This window comes from Actinobaculum massiliense (genome assembly GCF_001457435.1).
Lineage (GTDB): Bacteria > Actinomycetota > Actinomycetes > Actinomycetales > Actinomycetaceae > Actinobaculum > Actinobaculum massiliense.
In genome coordinates this window covers 682,371-706,963 of the sequence record NZ_LN881717.1, presented here as the reverse complement: position 1 = coordinate 706,963, position 24,593 = coordinate 682,371, and the positions used below count along the sequence as shown (strand labels likewise).

16 protein-coding genes are annotated in these 24,593 nt (G+C 61.1%); 7 read left to right on the top strand and 9 right to left on the bottom strand.

The genetic code is table 11. The features are described from left to right. Positions 1–2: 2 nt before the first annotated feature. A complete protein-coding gene (locus BN2664_RS04995; RefSeq protein ID WP_058120632.1) occupies positions 3–5,678 on the bottom strand; it encodes a S8 family serine peptidase in 5,676 nt (1,891 codons plus the stop codon). Positions 5,679–6,085: 407 nt separating this feature from the next. Here BN2664_RS04995 and BN2664_RS04990 point away from each other — a divergent pair, with 407 nt between their 5' ends. Then, positions 6,086–7,477 (top strand): NAD-dependent succinate-semialdehyde dehydrogenase, encoded by a 1,392-nt coding sequence (locus BN2664_RS04990; RefSeq protein WP_007001302.1) that lies wholly within the window; start codon positions 6,086–6,088, stop codon positions 7,475–7,477. A 164-nt stretch (positions 7,478–7,641) separates the two neighbouring features. Here BN2664_RS04990 and BN2664_RS04985 read toward each other — a convergent pair whose 3' ends face one another. Beyond that, complete coding sequence (locus tag BN2664_RS04985; protein WP_082628266.1) at positions 7,642–9,114, bottom strand: amino acid permease; 1,473 nt, start codon at positions 9,112–9,114, stop codon at positions 7,642–7,644. A gap of 310 nt (positions 9,115–9,424) precedes the next feature. Here BN2664_RS04985 and BN2664_RS04980 point away from each other — a divergent pair, with 310 nt between their 5' ends. Beyond that, complete coding sequence (locus BN2664_RS04980) at positions 9,425–10,609, top strand: cobalamin-independent methionine synthase II family protein (RefSeq protein WP_007001304.1); 1,185 nt, start codon at positions 9,425–9,427, stop codon at positions 10,607–10,609. Positions 10,610–10,866: 257 nt separating this feature from the next. On the opposite strand, the gene BN2664_RS04975 is transcribed toward BN2664_RS04980, so the two are convergent. Both BN2664_RS04975 and BN2664_RS04970 read right to left on the bottom strand, forming a co-directional pair. Then, positions 10,867–12,414, bottom strand: coding sequence for a S1C family serine protease (locus BN2664_RS04975; RefSeq protein WP_007001305.1), 1,548 nt, complete (start codon positions 12,412–12,414; stop codon positions 10,867–10,869). A 310-nt stretch (positions 12,415–12,724) separates the two neighbouring features. Beyond that, entirely contained in the window at positions 12,725–14,794 is a 2,070-nt protein-coding gene (locus tag BN2664_RS04970) for a dolichyl-phosphate-mannose--protein mannosyltransferase (RefSeq protein ID WP_007001306.1), read from the bottom strand. A gap of 57 nt (positions 14,795–14,851) precedes the next feature. On the opposite strand from BN2664_RS04970, the gene rsmI reads away from it, so the two are divergent. Next, positions 14,852–15,691 carry a 16S rRNA (cytidine(1402)-2'-O)-methyltransferase gene (rsmI, locus tag BN2664_RS04965; RefSeq protein ID WP_007001307.1) on the top strand — a complete coding sequence of 280 codons (840 nt, stop codon included), beginning with the start codon at positions 14,852–14,854 and terminating at the stop codon, positions 15,689–15,691. A 6-nt stretch (positions 15,692–15,697) separates the two neighbouring features. On the opposite strand, the gene BN2664_RS09520 is transcribed toward rsmI, so the two are convergent. The 4 genes from BN2664_RS09520 to BN2664_RS04945 all read right to left on the bottom strand — a co-directional run bounded on the left by BN2664_RS09520 (position 15,698) and on the right by BN2664_RS04945 (position 18,177). Continuing rightward, positions 15,698–16,642: an isochorismatase family protein gene (locus BN2664_RS09520; protein WP_007001308.1), complete on the bottom strand. Its 945-nt coding sequence runs from the start codon at positions 16,640–16,642 to the stop codon at positions 15,698–15,700. An 86-nt stretch (positions 16,643–16,728) separates the two neighbouring features. Beyond that, a complete protein-coding gene (locus BN2664_RS04955) occupies positions 16,729–17,025 on the bottom strand; it encodes a hypothetical protein (protein WP_007001309.1) in 297 nt (98 codons plus the stop codon). A gap of 29 nt (positions 17,026–17,054) precedes the next feature. After that, positions 17,055–17,819: a hypothetical protein gene (locus BN2664_RS04950; RefSeq protein WP_155856495.1), complete on the bottom strand. Its 765-nt coding sequence runs from the start codon at positions 17,817–17,819 to the stop codon at positions 17,055–17,057. After that, positions 17,779–18,177, bottom strand: coding sequence for a hypothetical protein (locus BN2664_RS04945; protein WP_040317003.1), 399 nt, complete (start codon positions 18,175–18,177; stop codon positions 17,779–17,781). Before BN2664_RS04945 ends, BN2664_RS04950 begins: the two co-directional genes overlap by 41 nt. A 235-nt stretch (positions 18,178–18,412) precedes the next feature. Between BN2664_RS04945 and metG the strand changes: the two genes are divergently transcribed. Both metG and BN2664_RS04935 read left to right on the top strand, forming a co-directional pair. Further along, a complete protein-coding gene (metG, locus tag BN2664_RS04940; RefSeq protein ID WP_007001311.1) occupies positions 18,413–20,230 on the top strand; it encodes a methionine--tRNA ligase in 1,818 nt (605 codons plus the stop codon). Between the two features lie 158 nt (positions 20,231–20,388). Beyond that, positions 20,389–21,318: a TatD family hydrolase gene (locus tag BN2664_RS04935; protein WP_007001312.1), complete on the top strand. Its 930-nt coding sequence runs from the start codon at positions 20,389–20,391 to the stop codon at positions 21,316–21,318. A 43-nt stretch (positions 21,319–21,361) separates the two neighbouring features. On the opposite strand, the gene BN2664_RS04930 is transcribed toward BN2664_RS04935, so the two are convergent. Beyond that, positions 21,362–22,180 (bottom strand): YidH family protein, encoded by an 819-nt coding sequence (locus BN2664_RS04930; protein WP_007001313.1) that lies wholly within the window; start codon positions 22,178–22,180, stop codon positions 21,362–21,364. A 295-nt stretch (positions 22,181–22,475) separates the two neighbouring features. Between BN2664_RS04930 and BN2664_RS04925 the strand changes: the two genes are divergently transcribed. Then, on the top strand, positions 22,476–23,576 hold the full coding sequence (locus tag BN2664_RS04925) for an aggregation-promoting factor C-terminal-like domain-containing protein (protein WP_007001314.1): 1,101 nt from the start codon (positions 22,476–22,478) through the stop codon (positions 23,574–23,576). Positions 23,577–23,615: 39 nt separating this feature from the next. Next, positions 23,616–24,584, top strand: a complete 969-nt coding sequence (gene rsmA, locus BN2664_RS04920) for a 16S rRNA (adenine(1518)-N(6)/adenine(1519)-N(6))-dimethyltransferase RsmA (RefSeq protein WP_007001315.1) — start codon at positions 23,616–23,618, stop codon at positions 24,582–24,584. The last annotated feature ends 9 nt before the right edge of the window (positions 24,585–24,593 follow it).

The window sequence follows — 24,593 nt, the reverse complement described above, 5'->3', positions numbered from 1 at the left end:
CCTTAGCGAGAAATCGCGATTCCTACGCCCTTGCCGAAGTCGGCAATCCAGGCGAAGTCGGCGCTGTCTCCGTAGGCGAACGCGATATCGGCCTTGCCGCCCTGCAGCGAGTTCTTGACGAAGAACTTGTTGCCACGCTGGACCGCAATGGTGTCCTTACCGTCGCCATCGAAATCGCCCGCAACCGCGGTATCGCCATCGCTTCCGTAGGCGAACGCGATATCGGCCTTGCCGCCCTGCAGCGAGTTCTTGACGAAGAACTTGTTGCCACGCTGGACCGCAATGGTGTCCTTACCGTCACCGTCGAAGTCACCAACCACGAACGCGTCATTCGGGTTGCCGTAGGCGAACTCGATCTCCGCCACGCCAGCCGAATTGGAGTTGCGCAGAAGGAACTTGTGGCCGCGCTTCACACCCGGGGTGGCGACGCCGTCGCCGTCCCAGTCTCCGAAGAAGACTTCTTCGCCGGGGTTTCCGTAGCCGAAGACGGAATTCGCGACGCCGGTGGTCAGCGAGTCACGCACGTAGACGTTCCCATGCTGAGAAACGGGCCGGGTCGGCTCGGCCGGATCAGTCGGCTCAGGCTCGGCCGGATCGGTGGGCTCGGGCTCGACCGGATCGGTCGGCTCAGGCTTAGGCTCGACCGCGGCCACCGTGATATCCACGGTGATCGTGCGGATCACTGAGACGCCAGCGGCATCGGTCGCGATGAGGTTCACCGTCTGCGTGCCGGGGACCAGCACGGTGCCGGGCGCGAGCGCCAGGGTGGTGTCACCCTCGGCGTCGGCTGCGCCGTCGTCGACCACCTTGTACTGCTCAAGTACCTTGGCAGCCAGGGCATCCTGATCCGTGGCTTCGTCCTCGCTAACCTCGATTGCAACCTGATCCGGGCCTTCAATCACGGGGGCGAGATCCTTGTGGAACGATACGGCTTCGGCTGTCACGTTACCGGCCAGATCGGTGGATTCAACCGTCACCGTGTGCGTTCCGGCCGCCAGATCAGCGGTGTCGAAAGCGTAGGTGAGCTCGGTCTTATCCGGATGCGTAGTGGTAACTTCGGTCGAGATCGTACCCGATTCAGTAACGTCGGTCAGATTCTCCTCGACCGTCTCGACATCACCCACCAGGTTGGTCTCTTGCAGGCTCACTTCCTTACCGTCGATAGTGACGCGGAGCGAAGCGAGGTTCGGATCCTTGGCCGTTACCGTGGCGGTCTTGTTCTCACGCAGAAGCGTGTTCTGCTCGATGCCGTCAATCGTCACCTCGGGGGCAACCTTGTCGACGACGACGGGGATCACGGATGCCAGAGTGCGGTCCAAGAAGTCCGATGCGAACACGAGGATCCGATCGCCGTCAGCAACCTTTACTTCGTGCGAGAACTCTTGACGGTTCTTGCCTCCGGCCCAGCTGTCCTGGCCGAAGAACTTGGAGACGATATCGCGGTTGATCGAGAGCGTGTAGCCCCAGCCGTCATCCTCGATAGCGCCGGCGAAGGTCACCGCGTCCTTGTTCGTGAACAAGGTTCCGTTCACGAGGTTCGGTTCGGTGAAGTTGATGGTAGGCAGCTCCGCGTCGGCGAGCAGCGAAACCGCCGCGTCCAGACGCGTCACACCTTCAGCATCAACCATCTTCATGCGAACGTGATTGACACCCGTCTTCAGAGGAACGGTGATCTCGAAAGTCCCGTCCTCATTGATCGTCGCGGGGATTGGTTCGGGATCCATCATTGTGCCGTCATCATTGGCGCGATTCTCCGGCGTGATCGTGAACTCCGAAAGCGGGCTGTTGATCTTTCCGGTAATCGTCACCGTGCCGTTAGACATATCCTGCGGCGGGTAGATGAAGCAGAACGTGAGGCCCTCACATTCCATGTTGTTGTAGGTGGGGGCGGTGAACTTCGTAGGTGCCGGAGCCTTGCGGCCGGCAAGCAGGACCGTCCGGGTGGTTACATTCACGCCATCCCTGGCCGCGACGGTGACCGACGTAGCGCGAGCGCTGACGGTGACGGTTGCACTGAATGTTCCATCCGCGGCTACCTCCGCATCCTGGACGCCAACCTTTACGCTCAGATCGGCGCCTTCGCGTTCGTCGGTAACCTTACCTTCGATAGTGACCGTGTTGTCCTCTCCCACGATTGCCTGCCCCTCTTCATTCACATTGGTGATATCAAGGGTCGGGGGCTGGGAGTCGTAGGTGAAGGTCAGTGCCTTGCGGGCCACTTCGGTGCCCTCTGCGTCGTACCCGACGACGGTCACTGTCTGCTCACCTTCGGTCGGGGTCACCAAGGTGGCGAACTGGCCGTTCTTGAAGATGATCGGTTCTTTACCGTTGACCGTGGCCTTTGCGATGTCGCCGGCAATAACGCCCTCGATGTAAACGTCGCCGTTCGACTGAACCGGTGACGACGACGGACCGAGAATCTGGCCATCGATCGCCGAAGTGTTCGAAACCACGAGCCCTCGAGAGGCGAAGACCTTACCCGCGTACGCGGTATTGAAGCCGCTGTCATCGATAGAGGCGGTCACGTATTCAAGGCCATTTTCAACCGGGAACTCCCAGGTGTTAACGTCCACCTTTGTTACAGGGAGCTTCTTGCCGTTCGGGTCCTTGACGGTGGGGCTACCTACTAGGGGCGACGTCGCGTCCGAAGCAGTGACGGTTGCCTTTCCATCGCGGGCATCCGAGATGGAAATCTCCGGCGGCGTTGCGTCGACGCCGAACTGCATATCGGTGTTCTGCCACTCGAAGTCAGGTCCGAGCCGGGTCTTGATGCGGTAGGTGTAAACACCGTCCGCCACCGGCACATCGCGTGCCGTTTGCGGATCGTAAACCTTACCGTCAAAGGCCGCGCTCGTCGCGTTGTTCAAGGTCTGAGCCTTGGCCGCGAGCGTTTTACCCAAGGGGTAGCGGCGGAGCTCCTGCTCCTGGCCCAGCTTCTTCACGAGGTTGCCATCAGCATCGAGGACTTCGTACTCGGCATCCGTTGCGTTACGCAAAAGCAGATAGCTCGGGAAAACCGAATCGAAGAAACCATCGCCGTTGGGCGAGAGCCAGAAAACCATACCGGTCATCGGAAGATTGCCCAAGAAGGACACCTTGCTGAGAAGGTTTGTAGATGCCTTGATGCCGAAGATGTCCTGGCCGGGCGCGGAGACGATCGGTTCCGCGTTCCAGTCACCCACGAAACCGAGGTACGGAACGGAGATATCCGGCGCACCGTCGGTGGCCGAGACGAAGCGAGCCCAGCCTTCAATGAAGTGGTCACCAGAGTGAATATCAGGCGTGAGGGTGAAAACAACCTCGCGCGTCTCACCCGCGGGAACCTCAACGGTGGAGGCATTTGCCTTCAGCGACTCGGCGGAAATAACCGTGGTGGTGTCTTCGCCCGGCGCGTTAGATTCGTTAATGACCTGCTGAGCTGGAATGGTGTAACCAACCGGCTGTGTACCGTGGTTGGTCAGGGTCACCTTGAAGGAAACGGGGCCACCGATCTGGCGAAGAGCAACCCAGGGGCTCCCTTCCACAGTTGCGGTCACGTCGGTCTTGGCGGCGAGATCAACTCGAGCCAAGCCCGCGCCAACCTGACGCGGAGCGAAGGGAACTCCCTTCGCATTCGTCGGAATCTCGGCGGTGTTTGCCAGCGCCTGCTCCAGAAGGTCGTTCGTTTCAGTGGCGGACTTACCCGGGAACTTGTCCTTGTAGTAGTCCTGCAGAACCGCAACCGTACCGGTCACGTTCGGAGAGGCCATCGAAGTGCCATCCATGGTGGTGTACTTATTGTCGTTCTGTAACGAGTACACCTGCCCGCCGATGCCGGAGATTTGCGGCTTGAAGTCGAGCGTTGAGGTCGCGCCCCATGAGCTGAAGCTCGACGGTTCGCCGGCTCCCTCGTTCGGAATGCTCTCGGTTCCATTGGTGAGGCGCATCTTGACCGTCTTACCGGCCTCAATATCGGCGATGATCTTCGTTGCGTCGGCGCGGCGAATAGAACCGCCCTGAACGGTGATCTCTTCCAAGCCAGCCATGCCCAGGAAGGAACCCTCGCTCGCGTTGTCGTAGACGAGGATGCCGGCAGCTCCACGCTCCTCAGCGTTCGTGAACTTCTCACCAAAGGTGATTCCTCCACGCTCGATCAAAACGATCTTGCCGGTGAGGTCTTGGGCATCGCCCACGAACCCTTCGGGGTTACCCTTTCCGGCGCTGACCACCGGGTAGTCCTTACCATCTGCGGTCCCGGTCTGCTGCGACCAGGGGATGGACGCTTCTTCACCGTCAGTATTGACGAAAGCGGCCTGCTGAGTGGAGACCTTGTTATTGATTGAGGCAACCGAGAGTGCGCTGTCGGTAGTACTCGGGCTACCAACCGTGCCGTCGTCAATCATGCCCAGAACATCATCAATTCCGCCGCCGGGGGAGTAGTTCAATCCATCGTTCCCCGCGGCCATGACCACGTAAACGCCCGCTTCGCGCGCCTTCTGTACCGCAACGGCGGTACCTGTCGAGGTCTCATAATGGCCATTCGCCGAGCCGAGCGAGAGGTTCATAACGTCTGCGCCCAGCTTCACCGAGTCCTCGATGGCGGCGATAATGTCTCCGTCGGAGGCCCCGCCGCCACCACCGTTGGAGAACACCTTCATTGCTAAGAGCTGCGCGTTCGGTGCAACGCCCTCGATGCGGCCCGTCTCTTCGAAGGTTTCGCCCTCGTTCAGACCGTTAGCGGCGCTAATACCCGCCACGTGCTGGCCGTGCTGAGAATCGCCGGTGTCCTTGATTTCGTAGCTTTGATCGGCATAGTTGAAGCCATTAGGCACCTTCTCCGTGAAGGGGCCGGACTTCGAAACGTTCTGAATCTTCGCCTTGCTGAAGTCGTCGAGGCGAAGATCGCGGTGGGAGGGATCAATGCCGGAATCGATAATGGCAATGACCGTTCCGGTGCCATCCGCACCCGCTACGCGATAAGCCTCGGAGGCTCCCATTTCGTCGCGCGCAGCGTGTTCAGCAGGTTGAGATTCACCGTTGTCTACGGGGTAGTAGACACGCTCGCGCTTGACGGAAAGAACCTCGGGCTCGAGGCCGAGACCCACCATCTTGCCCGCGGGCATGGTGGCCGAGAAGCCGTTGAAGAGGTAGCCGAACTGACGGTCGATCTGCAGACCGTACTGGTCCTTCCACTTTGCGAGCAAAGTATTCTGCTCGGCAACATTGCTGTCTTCCGTCGTCGACGACGGAGTCCCGGGCTGATTCTTGAGCGTGACAATCACGTTTACTGGCGTGTTGTCGTCGAAGATGATGAAGTCTTCTGGGGTTAGGCCGAGCTTCTCCAAGACGTCGCGACTGTAGTCTTCATTGCCACCGGGGGTAGCTTCGAGATCGTGCGCTGCCTTTTCTAGCTTCTCAAGAACTTCGGGTTTGTCAGCGAATCGCTCTTCAATTTGGGCTTTCGAGACCGTTTTGGGCGCTTCGGGCGCCGCGTCTGTGACCGCTGCCTTGGCGGCCGGGTCCGCGTGCCGAATTCCCCCGATTTGCGCAGTTTTATCCGTAGTAGGCGCCTGAGCGGACTGCGTCGTTCCACCCGGCCCATCTGTCTCATCTGCCGCTACGACCGGCGCAATTGCCGGCGTAACGAGGGCGGCTAGCGCAATAGATGCGCCTATCCGCCACCAGGGTTTTCTTTGCATTGTTTTCCAATCCATCGCGTGACAATGGTGAATCCCGTCCGACCAATGTGGGATTGACGGTGGGATGCATTCGTGCTGGTAAGAGCGCGAATTACTAGTATTAAAGTGGTCCGAAACAATTTATGAGATTTCGTCCAGGATGTGGATGGAAACTCCCTGGGAAAAGTAAGTGGAAAGTAAAGATGAAACCTGGGAGTTTTCGACGAATTCACGCGATTTCACATGAAAGTTCTGGGAGAAACGTCCTGCTCGCCATGAGAGGAAGGTCACGTTCTTGGCAATGTTCGCGGTATCCTTGGATGAGGGTATTTCCTCTTTGCCCTAGCCTGGTGAGGTGGGTTTTGGCGTCTCACCGGCGTAAATAACACGGAAATATCCGGAAGTTCATCAACACAAGGGAGTGAACAATGGCTTATAAGACAACCAACCCCTATACCGAGGAAGTCGAGAAGGAGTTCGAAACCCTTACCGACGATGAGGTCAAGGAAGCGATTGGAAAGGCTGACGAGGCTTTCCAGGCTTGGAAGTGCACCTCATTCGAAGAGCGCAAGGCCGTGCTCCAGAAGGCGGCCGATCTTCTTCGTGACAACGCCGAAGAGCACGCCAAGATAATCACCACCGAAATGGGCAAGACCCTGGCAGAGGCCAAGCTCGAGGTCGATATCTGCGTGGGAATCTTCGAAGATTACGTAAAGAACGGCGAGAAGTACCTCGAGCCTCGCGTCCTGCCTTCCGATAAGTACGGCAAGGACAGCGTGACGCTCTACTTCGAGCCGCAGGGCGTGATCTACATGGTAGAGCCGTGGAACTTCCCGTACTACCAGCTCGCTCGCGTAGCGGCCCCCCAGCTCATGGCCGGTAATACCCTCATTTACAAGCACGCTTCGAACGTTCCGCAGTGCGCGTTGAAGTTTGAGCAGCTGATGAAGGATGCCGGGCTTCCCGAGGGCGGCTTCATCAATATCTTCGCCAGCCACGATCAGTCCGATATCGTGCTCGCCGATGATCGCGTGCGGGGCGTTGCCCTCACCGGATCGGAAGGTGCGGGTGCCGCGGTGGCGGCCACCGCCGGCAAGTACCTGAAGAAGTCCACGATGGAGCTCGGCGGCGCCGATGCCTTCATCGTTCTGGAGGATGCCGATATTGATAAGACGGTGGAGTGGGCCGTGATGGGCCGTCACTGGAATGCGGGCCAGGTGTGCTGCTCGTCTAAGCGCATGATTGTGGTCGACGCCGTTTACGACGAATTCCTCGAGAAGTATCGCGAGGGGGTCAAGAAGTTGAAGGCTGGCGATCCGATGGATCCCGAAACTGACCTCGCCCCGCTTTCCTCGGCGCAGGCCAAGAAGGATCTGCAGGCCCAGCTCGAAGAGGCCATCGCCGAGGGTGCCCACGCTGAAGAGGCCGGCATTGAGCTCCCGGAGAAGGGATGCTTCTTCCAGCCGACGATCCTGACGGATATTCCGGAAGGTGCCAAGGCTCGCTACGTGGAGTTCTTCGGCCCGGTCTCCCAGATTTACCGCGTCAAGGATGAGGAAGAGGCCATCAAGCTGGCCAACGATTCGCCTTACGGCCTGGGCGGCTCGGTATTCACCCAGGATCTGGAGCACGGCAAGGAAGTGGCTCGCAAGCTCGATACCGGCATGGTCTACCTCAACCATCCGACTGGCGTCGCCTCGGATATCCCCTTCGGTGGCGTCAAGCGCTCCGGCTATGGCCGTGAGCTCGTTGACCTGGGTATTCACGAGTTCGTGAATATCAAGGTGGTTGCTGATTCTCCGATCGACGGCGAATTCTAAACCGGCTCTCAAGGCCTTACGAGAAAGCCGAACGAAACCGGCTAGCTAAAACGGCTAGCTATTGCTGTCTGATAAAAGAATGCGGGGTGCGGGCAGTTTTTGCCCTCACCCCGCATTCGTATGTTTTGATTGGCTGTTGCGATGCCAGCGCTGCAACTAGGGTGTTAGCCTCGCTTGGCCACGCGCGTCTTGATCTCGTAGCCGGCCAGAAGCACCGCCAGCCAGATTGGCCCCACGATCACGGCCACGCGGTAGGCGGCCTGGGTGGTCATGAGCACCACGCAAATGGCGAGCATAATCAGCACGAAGATGCTGGCAACTCGACCGCCCGGGAGGCGGAAGGCGAGCTGAGATACGCCGTCGGGCCCGATCTTGGAGCGGAACTTCCACTCGGTAATGATCACCATCGTCCAGTTGATAATTCCGGCGATCAGGGCGATCGAAAGCAGGTAGTTGAAGGCGAAATCCGGGAAGAGGAACACCACGATCACGGCGATAATCGTGATCGCCGAGCTCACCAAGACACCCACGTAAGGGGTGCCCTGCGGAGAGAGCTTGAGGAAAATGCGCGGTGCGTTGCCCTGCTCCGCCAGCGAGTAAAGCATGCGGCCGTTCGAGTAAAGGCCGGAGTTGTACACCGAAAGCGCCGCGGTGAGCACCACGAAGTTGAGGATGTGCGCGGCAAACTGCACGCCTACCGAGTCGAAGATCTGCACGAAGGGGCTCATTTGGCCGTCGATCTTATCCCAGGGGACCACCGCCATAATGATGGCGAGCGAGCCGATGTAGAAGAGCAGAATTCGCCAAATCACCGCGTTGATAGCGTGGGGGATGGACTTCCTCGGTTCGTGCGCCTCGCCGGCGGTGATGCCAATGAGCTCAATGCCGCCGAAGCTAAACATGACGACGACGAACGCGGCAACCGCGCCGTTCACGCCGTTGGGGAAGAATCCGCCGTGGTTGACCAAATGGGCGAAGGAAGGCGCCTCGCCGCCCGGGGTGGTGATACCAAAGAAGATCACCGCCAGGCCCAGGCAGATCATGCCAATAATGGCGGCTACCTTGATAAGGGCAAACCAGAATTCAAACTCGCCGAAAGTCTTCACGCCCAGCAAGTTCACCGCGGTAATGAAGACCAAGCAGAAAGCTGCCGTTAGCCAGGTAGGAACCGTGGGGAACCAGTATTGGATGTAAAGGCCCACCACTGAAAGCTCCGCCATGGCCACAAAAATGTAGTTGAACCAGTAGTTCCAGCCGGAAACGAATCCGGCGCGTTGGCTCCAGTGCTCGTAGGCGTAGTGGCTAAAGGCCCCGGTCACGGGCTCTTCGACGCTCATCTCTCCGAGTGCCCGCATGACCAGGTAAATCACCAGGCCTCCTACCAGATAGGTGAGGAGGATGGCCGGGCCGGCGAGAGAAATGGAGGCGTGGGAGCCGTAGAACAGCCCCGTTCCGATGGCGCCGCCCAGGGCGATCATTTGGATATGGCGATTTTTGAGGTCGCGGCGTAGATGCGCGGTTTCGGGGCTGGCTACGATGCCGGCGGGAGCGCCGGCGTTCGTTCCGATGGTATTTCCGGCGAGCCGAGGTGTCTGCCCGGTTCGCGAGGTTTGGTTTACGTGGTTTTGATTCTTCACGCCGGTAATTCTAAAGCGGCGATGGGCTCAGATGTGCACAGTCTCCTCTCCGAGTGGCGCGGGGGTGCACGAGAGGGCCCATCGGGCGCGGAAATCCGCGCCTCGGCTCGCCCAAAAGCCCTGCTGAGCGTCTCAAATGGTGGATCGCAATCCCGCTAGCCGGGATCATTTCTTGGCTCCGTTAAGTGCTCATGGCAAACTGGCGGGGTGCGTCTGCGGCGTCGTCGGGAAAAACATGCCCGGGAAAACACGCCCGCGCACCTTCACAAAACATATAACCGCTCCACGCGGAACCCGGAAAGGAAGAACAATGAGTCGAATTCTCACCACGCACGTTGGCTCACTGCCACGGCCTGATTCGCTTCTAGCTGCGAACGCGAAAGCGGCTCACATGCCCCGGGAGGAATTTACCGCGTATCTGGATGAGGCGGTGGCCGATGTGGTCAAGCGTCAGCACGACCTCGGCATCGACATCGTGAACGACGGCGAATACGGCCACATTATGAAGGAAGTGACGAACTACGGCTCGTGGTGGTTCTACTCCTTCGGGCGTCTGGGCGGTCTGGACTTTTCCGATCAGGCCCTGCATGACGGCGTGACCACCGGCGGGGGAGCCGTAGAGCTGGCCTCCTTCAATGAGCGGCGCGACTGGGTGAAGTTCCGCGATGCCTACACCAATCCGGAATCGGGGATTCACCAGGCCAAGAAGCAGGAGGGCACCATGCCCACCATCGTCGACGCCGTCACATACACCGGCGCGGCCGACGCGCAGCGCGACGTAGACCTGACTCTGCGCGCGCTCAAGGCGAACAGCCTGGAGGCCAAGGACGGCTTTATTGCCGCGCTTTCGCCCGGATCCGCCGCGCGTATCAATAACGCCTACTACAAGACGGAAGACGAGATCGTCTACGCGATGGCCGATGCGCTCCACGAAGAGTACAAGATCATTACCGACGCCGGTCTGACGGTGCAGATCGATGATCCTTCGCTGGCCGAAGGATGGGACCAGGTCAATCCGGAACCACCGGTGGATGATTACCGGCGCTGGGTCGAGGTGCGAATTGACGCGATCAATTACGCGCTTCGGGGCATTGATCCGGCGCAGGTGCGCCTGCACGTGTGCTGGGGTTCCTGGCACGGTCCGCACACCACGGACATCCCCTTCATCGACATTGTGGACAAGGTCCTCAAAGTGGATGCGCGCGGAATCTCCTTCGAGGCCGCCAATGTGCGCCACGCGCACGAGTGGAAGATTTGGCGTGAGGTTGCCCTTCCGGAAGACAAGATCCTCATCCCGGGCATGGTTTCCCACTCGACGAACGTGGTAGAGCATCCCGAGCTGGTGGCCGACCGCATTAAGCAGTTCACGGACATTGTGGGCCAGGATCGCGTGATCGCCTCGACGGACTGCGGCTTGGGCGGGCGCATTTGGCCCTCGATCGCGTGGGCCAAGCTTGAGGCTCTTGCCGAAGGTGCCCGCATCGCCTCCAAGTAGGGCCTGGCGAGGGCTTGGATCGCGGTGGCTCGGGTGGCCCGGCGGGCTGAACAAAATCTCGGCCGGGCAACTCGCGGGCTCGAGCCACTGGAACTACTAGAAGCGGGACGAGTGGTCCGCGCAGGCTGAATGTAAAGCGGCCCCGGTTGGAAGATTGTTTCCAACCGGGGCCGCGTGCATCTAGCCCGAGATTATTGATAGGTCGCTCGGCGTGAGGCTGCCGGCCGCGAGATTGCCCGGCGCAAACCGCGCCGCGCTTAGTTGATCGGTGAGGCCGTGAGCTTGACCTCGAGCGTTTCCTGCTCGCCGGTGGTACCGCGGATGACGGTGACCTTGATGGTGTCACCAATCTTCTTGCCGCGAATGTACTTGGCAACATCGGAGGCGTTCGTCAGCTTGTTGCCATCCACCGCGGTGATAATGTCGCGCGGGCGAATTCCGGCTGCTTCAGCGCCCGAACCGCTTTGCACGGACTGCACCGAGGCGCCCTGCTGGCTTCCAATAATCGTGACGCCGAGCGCGGGGTTGCGGCCGATTTGCACTGTATCCGATTCCTTACCGGCGCGAATCTGGTCCACGATCTCGATGGCCTGCTGGATGGGGATGGCCCAGCCATAGGCGGTTTCGGAGGTAGAGCCGAGGTTACCGGCGGTGTTCATGCCCACCACATTGCCGTCCGCGTCAAAAAGCGGTCCGCCGGAGTAGCCAGGAACGATGTCCGCAGAGGTGCGAATCAGGCCGGTGAGGCGCTCGGAAGAGCCACCGTTTTCGTCTTGCACCTCCACGTTCTCGTTGGTGCCGGTCACGGTGCCTTCCAGAGCGGTGAGGTAGCCCTGGCCGTTGCCGTTTCCAACCGCTACCACCTTGTCACCTTGGGAAACGCGCGAGTTGGAGATATTGACGGTCTCCAATCCGGAGGCGTCCTTGAGTTGAAGCACCGCCACGTCATGGCGTTCGTCGTGGCCTACCACCTCTGCCTCGTAGGTCTTGTTAGTGCTGGGAACGGTGACGCGCACCGAATTCGACCCCATGACCACGTGGTAGTTGGTCAGCACCAGCCCATCTTCGGTGAGAACCGATCCTGTGCCGGCGCCTAGGCCCGCGCTCAGGGTGGTGTTAATGAGGACGACGCCGGGGGTCTGTACCTTCTTACCCTGTTGCACCGGGGTTGAACCGTTCGACGAAGGCTCGTAATCGGGAACCGGCATATAGGGATCGACCGGATTACCGTTGGACGGGCCCCATTCGTGCCCGTCAATTCCCGACTCAGAATTTGAATCTTCGGATGGGGTGAGCCAGCGATCGGAGGACTGAGTATGTGACTGGCCGGAGCCGGCTAGGCCGAAGTAGCCCAAGCTCGTTCCGGCCAGGAGCGCAAAGACCATACCAATCACCACTAGGAGTGCGGCAAAGCCTCGCGAAACCGTTTTCTTTTGCTTGGTGGCGGCCATCGGCGGGTAGCCGTAAGGTCCTTGGCTCTGGAACGGATTGTTCTGATTCCAGTTGGAACCGTACTGGTAGTTCGGGTTGGAGTAGCGCGCGTCCTGCCCCTGCCAGGCATAGTTGCCGCGGTAATCAGCTCCGTACTGGCCGCTCTGGTTCCCATATTGGCCACTTGCGCCGCTGTATTGGTTGGCGTAGCTACTGCTCTGGCCATACCCGTAGGTGGAGCCGCTCGGGCTTGTGCCGTAGCTACTCCCGGAGCCGTAGCGATTCGCATCGGACTGGCCGTGAGCGTCAGAATTTCCCTCTGCCCCGGACTGGCCCTGCGGCTCCCACTCGCCAGACGAACTAGATGTGCTCATTTGGATTCTCCTCGTACCTCTTCCGGAGGGAACGCCACCCCGCACCGCGCGGGTCAAATTCTGCCGTTCCTCCCTCAACTCGCTCTAGTTTTTTCCTTGCCCCTGGGAGTTTTCTGAAAACTTGCACCAAGTTGCTGACGTCATTTTGCTTTTGTGACATCGGATTTTGCGCGCCCGCCTGGCCCGAAACCGGCTCGTAGTGGCAACCCGGCCGCAATGCCCGCTGGTCCGCGCCGTTTGCGCATTAGGGCCCAAGGCCAGCACGCCAGAGCCAGGGCCAGCGACCCTCGCCTGGAGGTCAGCGCGGAAGCTAAATCCAGCTTGGGAGCCACATATGGGCTTGCCAGAACCATCGCGGAACCGTCATTCCCGTCCAGATCGGATACCAGAAGGCGGCGAAGATCGCGATGACGATACTGCCGCCAATAAGGAGCGTGCGCCCGGAGGAGGTGAGCTCCGCGTGCCACCACGGCATTGCATTGATCGAATCCTGGCCGGCCAAGTGTTGGTCGGCAGGGTGTTGCTCGATCGCGTGCGCTCCTGCCGGGTGTTGCTCGACCGCGACCTCGCCAGTCGCGTGCTCGCCAGTCGCGTGCTCGCCAGCCGCGTGCTCGCCGACCAGGCCGGCAGCCTGGTGATGGCGAGCCCGGTAGGGGTATGCCACCGGCATAACCATAACGTCCTGACCACTCACCGGCGATTCCGGACGCTTGACGGGCTGCCAGACGCCGTCGTCGATCTTAAGCGAGCTACCAACCACCACGGGTAGCGGCAGTCTCCGCGCCCGCGGGCGGCCCAGCGAGCCGGTGACGTAGCCGGCCGCAAAAGCCAGGGCGAGGCAGACGAAGGGCAAAAGCGCGACGGCGTAGAACTGGAAAATCGTGCGGTTGCTGTAGAGCAGCCAGGGGGCCCAGGTGGCGAGGTATCCCGCGAGGATCGCGCCGGCGCGCCAGTCGCGGCGCACAATAGCGGCGAAAAGTACCACCCCGAGCGCCAGGAGTGCCGGCCACCAGACGGCCACATTGCCCACCGAGGTGATTGCCTCCACGCATTCGCGGCCCGCGCCGCACGCCTCCTTCATCTTTTCGTCGTCGCTTCCCACCCAATAGAAGGAGACCGGGCGCCACTGCACCAGCCACTCCCACGGCTGAGACATGTAGGTGTGCTCGGAGGAAAGGTGGGTATGGAACTCCATCATTTTCGCGTGGTAGGCCAGCCAAGTGTTAAAGGCGTCGGGCAGGAAGGAGAACTGCGGTGCGCTGTAGTTCGTCATATCAGCCGCCACCTGCTCCGGCGTCCACGAGCGCATAAAGCCGTTGGGGTTGGCGAACCAGGGAATCCACGCCGCCAGGTAGGTAAGCAACGAAGCGGGAACCAGCCAGAGGAAAGCGGGCAGGCCCTCTCGGAAAATACCGGCGCCGAACCACAGGCGGGTGTGCACGGCTCGGCGCGCGAGCGTTCCCCAGATGAAGACGACGACGCCGAACACCGCTACGGGGTAAAAGCCGGACCATTTAACTCCGCACGCCATTCCCAGCAGCACACCCGCGGCCAAAATCCAGGGCCGGGTATGCACTGCCGGACCCCACGGATCAGCCGGGGTGGCGTTGGCACGTATCTGGCCCGTGGCCACTCGATGGGCTAGCTTGGCGCGGGCGGCGTCGCGATCACGAAGGATCGCCCAGAAACCCGCGAGAATAAAGAATGCCAGGATGTTATCGAGTAGGCCCGTGCGAGACATGACGATGCCCATGCCGTCGAGCGCGATCGCCGCGCCCGCAAATCCGGCGAGGGCGGGGGAGTTGAAAAGACGCAGGGCCACGCGGACCAGCAGAATCACCGTGGCGGCCCCGATAAGCGCGGTGGCAAAACGCCAGCCGAATCCGTTTTGCTGGCCGAAAATGGCCTGGCCGGATGCCATAATCCATTTGCCGAGCGGCGGGTGGACCACGTAATCGCCACCGGTTTTTTGCATGGAATAGTCGCCCGCGGCGAAAAGCGGATCGTTTTCGTTTCCGCCTTCCCAATCGGCCTCGTAGCCGAGGCGGAGCAGGGAGTTGGCGCCCTTCACGTAGTACGTCTCATCGAAAATAAGCCGCGGTGGGTAGCCGAGGCGAATAAAACGAATGAGGGCGGCGAGGAGGGCAACAACGCCGGTGATAATCCATCCCGTACGAGCCTGGGCGCGGGAAAGGAAATCCCTGCCGAGCGGAGCAAGCCCCAGCCGGCCGCGAAGCTCATCTTCGTAGGCGCGCGCGGCTTGCGGGCGCAACCTTGCGGCCGGCGGGCGAACACGTTTGGCCGTGGAGCGCGCCGGCGCGGCGGCGCTCCGGTGGTCGTTTTCTGCTGCGGGAGTTTGTGTTGATCCATGCACACTCACGAGGGGATTCTATCGGGGTGCACCGACAAGCGGGGCGAGCCCCTCTAAACTGGACCCATGACCGGGTCAATTGTTTTAGCGGCTACCCCCATTGGTAACGACGGCGACGCCAGCCCGCGCCTGCGCGCGGAAATAGCAACCGCGGATGTGATCGCCGCTGAAGATACGCGTCGGTTACTCAATTTGGCCGCGCGCCTCGATACTGAACCGCGCGGGCGCCTGCTTTCCTACTATGAGCACAACGAGGCCGAGCGCGGGCCCTACCTTATCGACTTGGCCCGCGAGGGCGCGCATATCCTCATGGTTTCCGATGCGGGAATGCCGGCTGTTTCCGATCCGGGCTACCGGCTGGTCGTGCGCGCTCGCGAAGCCGATATCCCGGTGACGGTGGTGCCGGGCCCCTCGGCGGTGCTCACCGCCCTGGCGGCCAGCGGCCTGGCGAGTGACAGGTTTAGCTTCGAGGGATTCCTGCCGCGCAAAGAGCGCGAACGCGACGAATACCTGGCCGAGTTGGCACCGGAAAGCCGCACCATGATCTTCTTCGAGTCCCCGCGCCGCCTGCCCGAATCCCTGCGCGCCTTGGCGCAAGCTTTTGGTCCGGAACGGCGAGGTGCGGTGTGCCGTGAGCTCACCAAAACCCACGAGGAAGTGGTGCGCGCGAGCCTTGGCGAGCTCGCCGAGCGCTTCGCCCAGGATGTGCTGGGGGAGATCGTGATCGTGATTGAGGGCGCGGACGGGGAAGAAAAATCCCGGCTCGCCTTCCAGCGCGCGGTTGCGGACGTCAAAGAGCTTGCCGCGCTCGGCTTGCGCGGCAAGGATGCGGCGGGTTTCGTCGCCGCGCGAACCGGGCTTCGCAAAAACGAGCTGTATCGCGCCGCGACGAGCGAAGAAAGCTAGCGCTCCCTACTTTTTGGGGTGAAGCGGGTCGACGTCGATATCGGAGAAATCGAAATCGTCTTCGGACACTTCGGCGGAGAAATCCGCGTCGAAGTCGACGTCAAGATCGTCGAAATCGTCGAGACCCAGATCGTCTAGCCCGTCGAGTTCGTCGTCGAATTCCTCTACCCGGCCTTCGCTGACGGAGGCGGGAGCACCCGGCGTATCCGCGTCCTCAGCGGCGTCGTACTCCTCATAGTCATCGAAATCGTCGTCGTTATAAACGTCGTAGTCTTCGGATTCTGCCGAATCACCCGCTTCTTCCGCGCTCGGATCGAAGTAGTCGTAGTCGCCGGGGATCGGAACTTCTTCTTCCTCTTCATAGAAACCGAAAGCGTCCGCCGAATCGAGCTGATCAACGCCAGCCTCATCCATTTCGCGGCGTGCCAAAACGCCCAGTTCCTCAGACGTGGGAACCGTGAGGTCTGAGAATACGCGGGTCACAAAGCCGGCGCGGCGCGCATCAATAGCGGTTTCTTTCACGCAATGCGATTCGGCAATTCCCACCACGTCCACGTAGCTCACGTCGGCGTCGCGCAGCAAATCTTCCAGCGTGGTGCCGTCCGGATCCTTCCCCTCAAAACCGGAATAGGCGGCCGCGTACTCGCCTTTCTTCACGGAGGCGTCGATAGGAAGCGAGGTAATTGCCTCGTGGAGCTCGGCTTCCTCGGTCCCGGCCACTCCGTGTGGGGGCCAGCTATCAACAAAATCAGGATGATCGGAGAAATGCGCACCGGGGTCGATATGCCAATCCTGCGTGGTGACGATGAGGTCGTATTCCCCGGCGTTATCCGTTACGAAATCCGCAATCCGCTCGGCTACCGCGTTTCCGCCTTTCACACCGAGCGCGCCGCCCTCGCAAAAGGTGGGTTGCACATCGACAATAATTAGCGCCCGCACGTCCTCTGCCATTTTTCTCCTGCTTTACAGTAGCCTCGCGGCCCGCTCTTCGCGCCGCACGGTGTCGCTGACGATTTTACCCGAAAGGGGGCGCTTGGCTAGACGCTCCGGCGCGGGCGACGCCGCGGGAATGGAGGGCGCCGCTCATCGGAGTGGCGCAGTTCGTTCACCTGCTCTTGCGCAGCCTGAAGCTGTTTTTGTGTCTCTTCCGGGTCGCCGTGTACGACGACGACGTCCGGCGGATACCCCCGCACCGGCCCGGGCTGTGCAAATTTCCGGGCTACCTCTTCCTCCGCGGCTTTCTCCAGTGCGGCGAGGGTTTCCAAATCCGGGCCGGGTGACGCCCAGCGGGCGCGTTTGCGGCGCGGCAAATGCAACGGAGAATCAGTGCTCATAGCGGCATTCTACGGAGGTTTGCCCAGCGTTAGTCCCTGGCGCGCAAAAGTACGACGCCGCTACCATCCGTGCGCACCACCGCGTTGCGCGGTCCAAAGTGCGTAGGGTTGCCGTCTATATCTGCGCGATTATTCGGATCGAGGAGGGAAATGATTCGGGCCTCCTCGCCGTCCTCGGAAACTTCCACCAGTAATTCCCCGGCCACAAAGGCCTGCGCGTTCTTGGAGGTGACGCGCTGCGGAGTGGCGATATCGGTGCCGCTGCTATCGCGCCAGAGTTCGTAGCTCGCGGCGTCGTCGCTACCGCGCAACCTTAGGGCGACGGCGGAATCCGAATAAAACAGCTCACCGGAGGTGCTTTTCGTGCGGGCGGGATCGTCATCCACAATTGATTGCAGGGCGCGCTCCACTGTTTCCAAGGAGGGCGCCTTATCTCCGTAGAGGTATATCCGGAGGCGGTGGCCGTAAGCGGCTCCGTGCGGGGCCGCCTGCGCTTGCCCATCGGGCGTCACCAGCATGTCGACGTCGGGGAACCACAGGCCCTGATCGGTAATAACCGGCAGTCCAATCCAGCGGTAAGTATCTTCGGGTCGCGGATTGAATTCGTTTTCTAGGTTGCCGGTGGTGAGGTCAACAATGTACCAGCGAGTACCATCGTCCCAGTCTTTGGTTGCCAACAGGCCCTTGTCCGCGTAGTCCGGGGTCACCGGGACAACGAACATATCCATAAATGAGTTATCGATTTCTTCGTCTTTATGCGAGGTGGGAGCGGGATGCGGAGTGCGTACCGGCACCAGAACAATCGCCGCCCGCTGGCCGGTGCTCGGCGGGAGAATCATCGTCGGTCAGGGAGTTGCCAATTTCCTTCACCTTGTTAAAGAGGCTGCCCATAAAGCCGCGGCGCTGGCCGGGGAGGGGATCACCAAAGGCGTCGCGCTTTTTGCGGCCCGATCCACGCCAGGCATTGCCGCGCTCCCAGGCTTCCTGGGCATCCTTGGCCGGGCGGCCAGCGCGGCCTCCGAAAGCGGATGAGTTTCCGCGGCCCGATTTGTTATCGAAAGGCTGGCTTGACCATGCGCTCCCGCCCGAAGCAGAAGTGGACTCAGCTTCGTCGTCGTTCAGGAAAGGGAAGAACTCCCAGCTGTCGCTCACGATCGCATCCGCCTTCCTCTGGGGCCACCACCAGGAATTTCATTCAAATTCTACGAAACATAGGTTGGCGATTCAGTAAATTCTCGGTAAACGCTCTTGGCGGACTCACGGGCGGACGCGGACGCTCGCGGGCGGGCAAGGCGAGCGCGCCGGAAGTTACTGCGGTTCTGATACGGCGCTCACACGCGCGCCGCGAAATAGGTGCGGTTTTGGTAACGCGGGTAGGGTTATCCCCATGACGCATATTCTTTCCGCAGTTGCCTGGCCGTACGCGAACGGCCCACGCCACATCGGACACGTAGCCGGTTTTGGCGTCCCCTCCGACGTTTTTTCTCGCTACATGCGAATGAAGGGCGAGGACGTGCTGATGGTTTCCGGAACGGACGAGCACGGCACCCCGATCCTCGTGGCCGCGGACCAAGAAGGCGTCACCCCTGAAGAACTCGCCGACCGTAATAACCGCATTATTGTGGAAGACCTGGTGGGTCTGGGGCTTTCCTATGATCTGTTCACTCGCACCACCACCGTGAACCACGAGCGCGTGGTGCAGTCCATGTTCGAAACGTGCCGCGATAACGGCTACATGGTGGTGCGCCAAACCCCGGTGGCGATTGACCCGGAAACTGGCAACACCCTGCCGGATCGCTATATTGAGGGCACGTGCCCAATTTGCGGGGCTGACGGCGCTCGCGGGGACCAGTGCGATAACTGCGGTAACCAGCTCGATCCGCAAGACCTCATTGATCCGCTCTCCAAGGTTTCCGGCAAAACCCCGATTTTCAAGGAAACCGAGCATTACTTCTTAGATCTGCCCGCCCTCGCCGGGTCGCTGGCATCATGGCTGGACCGGGTGGAGGAAAACGGACGCTGGCGTCCGAACGTTATTTCCTTCTCCAAGCACCTGCTGGAAGACGTCCGCCCGCGCGCGATGACTCGCGATATTAGCTGGGGTATCCCGGTGCCGGGTTGGGAAGATCAGCCGAACAAGCGCTTGTATGTGTGGTTCGACGCCGTGATCGGCTACCTGTCTGCATCGATTGAATGGGCGCGCCGCCGCGAGAAGGCCGGCACGGGCAGCGCCGACGACTGGAAGAAATGGTGGACGGATCCGCAGGCCCTCAGCTACTACTTCATGGGCAAGGACAATATTGTTTTCCACTCGGAGATTTGGCCGGCTGAGCTTCTTGCCTACAACGGCGAGGGCGAGGGCGGCGGCGAGCCCGGGGAGCTGGGCAAGCTGAATTTACCCACCGAGGTTGTGGCCTCCGAGTTCCTCACCATGGAGGGCAAGAAGTTCTCTTCGTCTAAGCACGTGGTGATTTATGTGCGCGATGTGCTGGAGCGCTACCAGCCCGACGCCCTGCGCTACTTCATTTCCATTGCCGGCCCGGAAACGTCCGACGCCGACTTCACCTGGGCCGAGTTCGTGCGTCGCAATAATTCTGAGCTGGTGGCAGGCTGGGGCAACCTGGTGAACCGCACCGCCGCGATGATCGCGAAGAACTTCGGGGAAATCCCGGCGCCCGGCCAGCGTGAGGAGATCGACCAGAATCTGCTCGATGCAGTAGAAGCCGGATTTGCCACGGTGGGCGATAACATCGCCAACCACCATCAGCGCGCGGCGCTATCTGAGATTATGCGCCTGGTGGGGGAGGCGAATGCCTATGTTTCCACCACCGAGCCTTTCAAGATGAAGGACGAATCGCAGCGCGAGCGCCTGGCCACGGTGCTCAATACCCTCATCCAGGTGGTCTCTGACCTCAACACCATGATGTGCGTTTTCCTGCCGCATTCCTCCAACGCGATTGACCGCGTACTGGGCGGTCAGGGGGATATCGCCCCGATGCCGCAACTGGTGGAGGCAACCGATCTGGATTCGGGCAAGGAATACCCGATTATCACCGGCGACTACACCGACCTCCATCCGTGGGAGCGCGTGGAAGTAAAGCCGGGCGTCCTGATTTCTAAGCCGAAGCCCGCCTTCCAGAAGCTCGATCCGTCCGTGGTCGAGGAAGAACTGGAGCGCCTGGGCTTGGGCGAGCCGGCCGAGTAAAGCCGGGCCAGATGCATGCGCGAGGTGCGGGGCAGGGGGCTGCCCCGCACCTCGCGTTTGGTCAGGCGGACAATAGTAACGGCGGAGCCGTCTGGGAGTGCGTAGTAACCGGGCGGGTGCGAAGCTGACGGTAATGCGAAATCCCGAGGAGGATAGTGATGGCAAAGAAGTCGAAGCGGCATATTTTCCCCGATATCCCGGAGGCGCTGCCGGTTGAAGTGGTAGATAACCACACTCATATTGCGGTGAAGGGCGATCCCAATAGCGCGGATGGCAGCGGGGAGGATGGTCGGCCGCTTTCGGGTGGCGAGCAAGTACGGCGAATGGAGCTGGCCGGAGTACGCCACGCGATTTCCTCGGGTTGCGAAGTGGGAACCTTGCGGCCCACGCTCGAGCTTGCCGCAGCGTTCCCGGGGCAGATTTCCGCCGCACTCGCGATCCATCCCAATGATGCAGCCCTGCATGCCGGGGTGGTCGAATCCTCGCCGGATGGAATTGATCATCAGCCAAGTGAAGAGCAACGGCGGTATTCCCTGGAAGACGCCGTCGGCCTGGTAGCGGAACTAGCCGCCGACGAGCACTGCGTTGCTATCGGAGAAACCGGCCTGGATTATTTCCGCACCGCGCAAGCGGGGGAAGAAGCGCAGAAACGGGCTTTCCGGATGCATATTGCGCTTGCGAAGGAAATGGGCCTGCCCATGCAGATTCATGACCGTGAGGCCCACCGAGACGTCATTGATATTTTGCTGGCGGACGGCGCCCCGGAAAAGACCGTTTTCCACTGCTATTCCGGGGATGCCGAGATGGCGGATGTACTGGCCGAAAATGGCTGGTACGCGAGTTTCGCCGGGAATGTGACGTACCCGGCGAATGAGGATTTCCGGGCGGCGTTTTTGCGCCTGCCACCGGAACTGATTTTGGCTGAAACGGACGCGCCGTACCTCAACGCCCAGCCGTGGCGAGGCCACCCCAATGCACCCTATGCGGTGGCCTACACCGTGCGCTTCATGGCGGATCTACGCGGAGCGAACCTAGCGGAGTGGTGCCAGCAAATCAGCGATAACTCCCGCGCGGTTTACGGGGTATAAGAGCCTGTGGCCGGTGAGGTAACCGCTTGCGGCCAGTGGTTGGCTAGCGCTGGGCCTTTTTGCCGATGTAAATCATTTGTAGCGCCCCCAAGATGAGCAAAAGCGCCACGATCGCCACCATTACCCACAGTCCCCAGCTCAGCGACGCGCCCGCATTGAGGGCGGCTTGCACCGGAACGGCGCGGATAAAGGTGAAGATGGCGGCGGATCCGGCGCCGCCTCCCAAAATCACCAGGAGCGTGCCAAGGCGGCCCGCCAGTCCGCGAGTCGCAAGGCCAAAGACGGCGCCGATCACCGCGCAGGCACTACCGGCGAGTGCCAGCAGGAAGGGGAGCGTGGCGTCGGTGTAGGTGAGGGTCGAGAGCAACGTTTCGTGCGCGACGGCCCCGCCGCCGATTTCGGCGCTAATGGCTGGCAAAAGCCCCGCGCCAATACCCAAAGCGAGGGCGAGGAGGAGGTTGAGCGCGGCGCAGAACCGAGCCAAGAACGGAACTTTCGCCGGCTTGGCCGAATCGCCGTATTGCGCGCCCTGGTAGTTGGCGCTGTTGTAGTTAGCAACGCTGTAGCCTGCGTTGCTGTAGCCCGTGTTGTTGTGGGCGGCGCGGTTGTAGTCAGGATTGCTGTAGCCGTATCCGGCGGGGCTCGGTGTAGCGTTGCCGTACCCGCTGTTGCTAGATCCCGGGCCAGCGTAGCTCGCGCCGTTAGGTCCCGGGCCGTAATAGCCGCTGCTTTGATAGGAGCCGGCGCTATAGCTCGACCCGTCATGTGCCGCGGCGTCGTAGCCGCTACTTTGATAGCCGCCTGGCCGGGCGGCTGGTGCCGTCGATGATGCGTTATCTCCGAATGGAACCTCTTCGCTCATGGTGCCAATCTAAAACACATTCACGGCTCGGTGCGAATTCTCAACAAAATCCCGGCATCCCGTTTGTGTTCCGCACCCGTTTCTGTCTCGTCGCTGTTTCCAGCCCGCATCCGTTTCTCTTCCGCCCCGCGCGTTCCCGTTCCACCCCGCGCACGGCGAGGCGAGTTTCTTATCCCTTTATGTTGTGCTAGGCACTAATACCTAGTCAGAAGATCACGATTTGATTACACTCGATATCAGTTTGTTATAAAGCCGGCGTCATAGGCCGGCGTCAAGATTTTCTGGAAGGAACGTTTTGGGACGTCACACCGGAGAAACCCCGAATATTTCGGCGTTTATCGCCCAGGGCGAGCTTGAGGCCCCGAAGCCGGGTTCACGCCGCGCGCGCCTGCAGGCCGAACGTGAGGCCCTAAGCGCCAAGCCCGCCGGCTCGAGCTTCCGCCGTGCCGCCAGCGCCCCGCGCGGAATGTCACTGCTGGGTCGCGGAGCCGCCGCCGTCGTCTCGGTGCTTATCGCCGCCCCCTCGGTGGCCTTCGCTGCCGGTTCGGTTTCCACCACTTCCAACGACGCCGTTCCCGCGCAACGCCTTGCCGCGGCAACACCCGTTAAGACGATTACCTTCACCTTCGAGGGCCAGTCCAAGACCATTGAAACCTCCGCCGCATCCTTGCACGATGCACTGCTGGAGGCGGGAATCCAGGTTGACGGAGACGACGTCGTCTCCCAAGAACTTGCGACTCCCGTGATTGACGGCGCCACCGTTTCGATTACCCGCGTGGACCGCTCAATTGTGACCGAGGACGTTGTGGACGCTCACGTGACCAACGAGGTGGAAGACGATACGCTCCCCAAGGGCAAGCGCGTGGTCGAAACCGAAGGCAAGGATGGCCACGCCACGAAGGCTTACCAGGTGCGCGTGGAGGACGGTGTTGAAACCTCCCGCACGCTGCGCTTCACGGTGCAAAAGCAGGAGCGGGTGGACGAGGTTGTGCGGGTCGGTACCGCCAATCCCGCGACCGTTGCCGCCTCGGCCAGCGCGTCCGACGCCGGTGTTTCGGGCGAGGAAGCGGTGGGAACCGCCAGCCCGGTGCCGGCCGGAACTTCCCAGGAGATTGCGGCGGGAATGCTTTCCTCGTATGGATGGGGCTCGGATCAGTTCTCCTGCCTGGCTACGCTGTGGCAGCGCGAATCGGGATGGAACTACCAGGCGCAGAACCGCTCTTCGGGTGCTTACGGCATCCCGCAGGCTTTGCCGGGCTCGAAGATGGCCTCGGCCGGAGCGGACTGGCGCACCAACCCCGCCACCCAGATTAAGTGGGGGCTCGGCTACATCCAGGGCCGGTACGGCACGCCGTGCGGCGCTCTTGGTCACTCCAACCGGGTGGGCTGGTACTAAAGACGCGCCAGGCGGCTAATCAATCTAGACTTGAGGGCGATGAAAAACTCTCAAATCTCGTTGCTTACTCCCTCTGACGTCCGTGAGCTCGCGAATCGGCTCGGCATTCGCCCTACCAAAACTTTGGGGCAAAACTTTGTGACCGACGCCGGTTCCGTGCGCAAAATTGTGCGCGAGGCGGGCGTGGAGCCGGGCGACTATGTGCTCGAGGTCGGGCCGGGCCTGGGCTCGCTCACCCTGGCGCTTCTCGAGGCTGGAGCTCATGTTTCCGCGGTTGAAATTGATCCCGCGCTCGCGGCCGCGTTGCCGCATACCTTAGCTCAGCACGGGGTTCCCGACGGTGCCTTTGCCGTGACCCTTATGGACGCCATGCAACTTCAGGGCCCCGCCTCGCTCGCGCGCCCGGCGCTGGCCGATGCGGTGGGTGAAAGCGGAAATTCGCAGGAAACGGCTGCCGACCAGGTGGGAAACATTTCTGGGCCGAGCAAACTCGTAGCGAATTTGCCCTATAACGTGGCGGTGCCGATTATCCTCACGGTGCTGGAGCGGTTCCCGAGTATTCGCTCGGCGCTGGTGATGGTGCAGCTTGAAGTTGCCGATCGTCTTGCCGCCCGCCCCGGGAGCAAGACCTACGGCGTCCCTTCTGCGAAAGTCGCCTGGTATGCGGAGGTGAGCCGCGGCTCGAAGATTTCCCGCAACGTTTTTTGGCCGGTGCCGAATGTGGATTCCGCCCTGGTGGCCTTCACGCGCCGGGAAGGTGAGGGTTTGGAAGCGTTGCCAGGTTTCGATGGACTCGCCGATCGCGAAGCGGTCTTCGGCGTCGTCGACGCCGCTTTTGCCCAGCGCCGGAAAACCCTTCGAGCCGCGCTCGCCGGGTGGGCGGGAAGCGCCGCCCACGCCGAAGAAATCATCCGTGCGGCGGGAATCGACCCCTCGCTACGCGGCGAAAAGCTCGGGATTGAAGACTTCGCCCGCATCGCCGTCGCTTCTACGGCCCCCAGCAACTAAAACTTCTTC

Coding starts and splice junctions, on each gene's coding strand:
- BN2664_RS04995 (WP_058120632.1), bottom strand. CDS start 5,678: ATGCAAAGAAAACCCTGGTGGCGGATAGGCGCATCTATTGCGCTAGCC.
- rsmA (WP_007001315.1), top strand. CDS start 23,616: ATGAAAAACTCTCAAATCTCGTTGCTTACTCCCTCTGACGTCCGTGAG.
- BN2664_RS04975 (WP_007001305.1), bottom strand. CDS start 12,414: ATGAGCACATCTAGTTCGTCTGGCGAGTGGGAGCCGCAGGGCCAGTCC.
- BN2664_RS04930 (WP_007001313.1), bottom strand. CDS start 22,180: ATGAGCGAAGAGGTTCCATTCGGAGATAACGCATCATCGACGGCACCA.
- metG (WP_007001311.1), top strand. CDS start 18,413: ATGACGCATATTCTTTCCGCAGTTGCCTGGCCGTACGCGAACGGCCCA.
- BN2664_RS09520 (WP_007001308.1), bottom strand. CDS start 16,642: ATGGCAGAGGACGTGCGGGCGCTAATTATTGTCGATGTGCAACCCACC.
- BN2664_RS04935 (WP_007001312.1), top strand. CDS start 20,389: ATGGCAAAGAAGTCGAAGCGGCATATTTTCCCCGATATCCCGGAGGCG.
- rsmI (WP_007001307.1), top strand. CDS start 14,852: ATGACCGGGTCAATTGTTTTAGCGGCTACCCCCATTGGTAACGACGGC.
- BN2664_RS04955 (WP_007001309.1), bottom strand. CDS start 17,025: ATGAGCACTGATTCTCCGTTGCATTTGCCGCGCCGCAAACGCGCCCGC.
- BN2664_RS04980 (WP_007001304.1), top strand. CDS start 9,425: ATGAGTCGAATTCTCACCACGCACGTTGGCTCACTGCCACGGCCTGAT.
- BN2664_RS04990 (WP_007001302.1), top strand. CDS start 6,086: ATGGCTTATAAGACAACCAACCCCTATACCGAGGAAGTCGAGAAGGAG.